The organism is Pseudonocardia sp. (assembly GCF_025465255.1).
Lineage (GTDB): Bacteria > Actinomycetota > Actinomycetes > Mycobacteriales > Pseudonocardiaceae > Pseudonocardia.
The window spans coordinates 1-2,994 of record NZ_JAODNI010000095.1 but is presented as its reverse complement, the minus strand read 5'-3'; the positions used below and the strand labels follow the sequence as shown (position 1 = coordinate 2,994).

Below are 2,994 nucleotides of genomic sequence, written 5' to 3'. Positions count from 1 at the left end.
GGCCCCGCCCGCCCCGACGGAGGAGATCGCTCCCACCGACGGCCGCCTGGAGAGGCTGCGCGGCCGCCTCGCCCGCTCCCGTTCCGGGTTCGGGCAGAGCCTGCTGGGCCTCCTCGGCGCCGGCGAGCTCGACGAGGAGTCCTGGGAGGACGTCGAGGCGACCCTCCTGCAGGCCGACCTCGGCCCCGAGATGACCTCCGAGCTCGTCGAGACCCTGCGCACCGAGCTCGCCACCCGCGGCGTCCGCACCCCGGAGCAGGCACGGCAGCTCCTCCGGGACGTGCTCGGCCGCGCGCTCGGGCCGGACGTGAACCGGTCCGTCGCGGCACTCCCGCACGACGGGCGGCCGGCCGTGGTGCTCGTCGTCGGCGTCAACGGGACGGGCAAGACCACCACCACCGGCAAGCTGGCCCGGGTCCTCGTGGCGAACGGCCGGCACGTGGTCCTGGGCGCGGCGGACACGTTCCGCGCGGCCGCCGCCGAGCAGCTGCAGACCTGGGGCGAGCGGGCCGGTGCCAAGGTCGTGCGCGGCGCCGAGGGCGCGGACCCGGCAGCCGTCGCGTTCGACGCCGTCAAGCGCGGCACGGCGGACGGTGCGGACGCCGTCCTGCTGGACACCGCCGGCCGGCTGCACACCAAGACCGGGCTGATGGACGAGCTGGGCAAGGTCAAACGCGTCGTCGAGAAGCAGGCCGAGGTCGACGAGGTGCTGCTCGTGCTCGACGCGACCACCGGCCAGAACGGGCTGATCCAGGCCCGCGTGTTCGGCGAGGTGGTGAAGGTCACGGGCATCGTGCTGACGAAGCTGGACGGAACGGCCAAGGGCGGCATCGTCTTCCGCGTGCAGCGGGAGCTGGGCGTGCCGGTGAAGCTGGTGGGTCTGGGTGAGGGCCCGGACGACCTGGCTCCGTTCGAGCCGGAAGCCTTCGTCGACGCCCTGCTGACCTGAGCCGGACGAGCGACGACGGTCACAGTGGACGGTCGCCGAACCGTGATGCACGGACGACGGTGCGTGACATGACGGTCACCCTCGCGGTTCGCAGCATTGCGTAATCCCGATGTAACCCGCGGAGGCGGCAGGTTCACTGGTCGGAAACATCGAGCGACCCTCCCCGAAACATCGCGCTTCGATTATTCCGGGCATCTGCCGCTCGGCGAGCGGCGACGAACGGGAGGGAGTTCCGTGGCTGATACCGGCGATACCGCCTGGATGCTTGCCAGTACCGCGCTGGTGCTGCTCATGACACCAGGCCTTGCGCTCTTCTACGGCGGCATGGTCCGTAGCAAGAGCGTGCTCAACATGATGATGATGAGCCTGAGCGCGATGGGCCTGGTCGGCGTCCTCTGGGTGCTGTACGGCTACTCGCTGGCCTTCGGCAACGACGTGGGCGGCGGACTGCTCGGCAACATCACGGACTACTGGGGCCTGAAGGGGCTCTTCGTCGGGTCCTACACCGGCGACGCGCAGTCCTACCCGCTGGTGGGCACCATCCCGTCGCTGGTCTTCGTCGGCTTCCAGGCCACGTTCGCCATCATCACCGTCGCCCTGATCTCGGGTGCGATCGCGGACCGGATGAGGTTCGGCGCCTGGCTGGTCTTCGCCGGCATCTGGGCCACGGTCGTGTACTTCCCGGTCGCGCACTGGGTGTTCGCCTTCGACGGCGTCACCGCCGCGACCGGTGGCTGGATCGCCAACACCCTCAAGGCGATCGACTTCGCGGGTGGTACCGCGGTCCACATCAACGCCGGTGTCGCGGCGCTGGCCCTCGCGATCGTCCTCGGCAAGCGCCGCGGCTGGCCCCGCGAGCCCATGCGCCCGCACAACCTGACGCTGGTCATGCTCGGTGCCGGCCTGCTGTGGTTCGGCTGGTTCGGGTTCAACGGCGGTTCGGCCGTGGGCTCCAACGGCCTCGCCGGCTACGCGATCCTCAACACCATCGTCGCGACCTGCGGCGCGATGCTCGCCTGGCTGGTCGTCGAGCGTGTCCGTGACGGCAAGCCCACGAGCCTCGGAGCCGCCTCCGGCATCGTCGCGGGCCTCGTCGCGATTACCCCGTCCTGTTCCTCGGTCTCCCCGCTGGGCGCCATCGCGGTCGGCGCCATCGCCGGTGTGCTCTGCGCCCTGGCGGTCGGGCTGAAGTTCCGCTTCGGCTACGACGACTCGCTCGACGTCGTCGGCGTCCACCTCGTCGGCGGTATCGCGGGCACCGTGCTCGTCGGCTTCCTCGCCGACCCGGGCTCGGGCGCCGGTGTGGCCGGCCTGTTCTACGGCGGCGGTGTCGACCAGCTCTGGCGCCAGGTCGTCGGCGCGGCCGCGGTGCTCCTCTACTCGGGCATCCTGACCTTCGTCATCGCCTTCGTCGTGAAGGCGATCTTCAGGGGCAGGATCCGGGTCGGCGAGGACGACGAGTACACCGGCATCGACGAGACCGAGCACGCGGAGACCGCGTACGACTTCTCGAGCCACCGCGGCCTGGCGGGCGTCGCCGGGACCCCGCGTCCCGATGCGGCCACCGCCCAGGCGGCCTCCCACGTGCCGGCGCCCGCCGGCAAGGAGGGCTGATCCATGAAGCTGATCACGGCGATCGTCAAGCCGTTCGTGCTGGAGGACGTCAAGGGCGCCCTCGAGCAGATCGGGGTCCTCGGGATGACCGTCTCCGAGGTCCAGGGCTACGGCCGGCAGAAGGGCCATACCGAGGTCTACCGGGGTGCCGAGTACTCCGTGGACTTCGTCCCGAAGGTCCGGGTGGAGGTCGTCGCGGACGACACCCTCGCGGACAAGGTGGTCGACGCCGTCGTCGAGGCCGCGCGCACCGGCAAGATCGGTGACGGCAAGGTCTGGGTGACCCCGGTCGAGACCGTCGTCCGGGTCCGCACGGGCGAGCGCGGGAACGACGCCATCTAGTTCTGTCGCTTCACCGTCGGGGCCCCCCGTGCCCAGTGATAGGTGCGGCGGGCCTACCGTGTCTTTCGACCGGGGGGGTTTCGTCCGGT

3 protein-coding genes are annotated in these 2,994 nt (G+C 70.8%); all 3 read left to right on the top strand.

Annotated elements, in window-relative coordinates; all coding sequences use genetic code 11:
- Positions 1-949: signal recognition particle-docking protein FtsY (ftsY, locus tag JWP64_RS10705; RefSeq protein ID WP_297495420.1), on the top strand; the 949-nt coding region annotated here is incomplete at its 5' end.
- Between the two features lie 261 nt (positions 950-1,210).
- A complete protein-coding gene (locus tag JWP64_RS10700) occupies positions 1,211-2,563 on the top strand; it encodes an ammonium transporter (RefSeq protein WP_297495418.1) in 1,353 nt (450 codons plus the stop codon).
- Between the two features lie 3 nt (positions 2,564-2,566).
- Positions 2,567-2,905: a P-II family nitrogen regulator gene (locus tag JWP64_RS10695; protein WP_297495417.1), complete on the top strand. Its 339-nt coding sequence runs from the start codon at positions 2,567-2,569 to the stop codon at positions 2,903-2,905.
- Positions 2,906-2,994: the final 89 nt, after the last annotated feature.

Bases quoted from the DNA above. Each gene is read 5' to 3' on its own strand.
- JWP64_RS10700 (WP_297495418.1), top strand. From the start codon at position 1,211: ATGCTTGCCAGTACCGCGCTGGTGCTGCTCATGACACCAGGCCTTGCG.
- JWP64_RS10695 (WP_297495417.1), top strand. From the start codon at position 2,567: ATGAAGCTGATCACGGCGATCGTCAAGCCGTTCGTGCTGGAGGACGTC.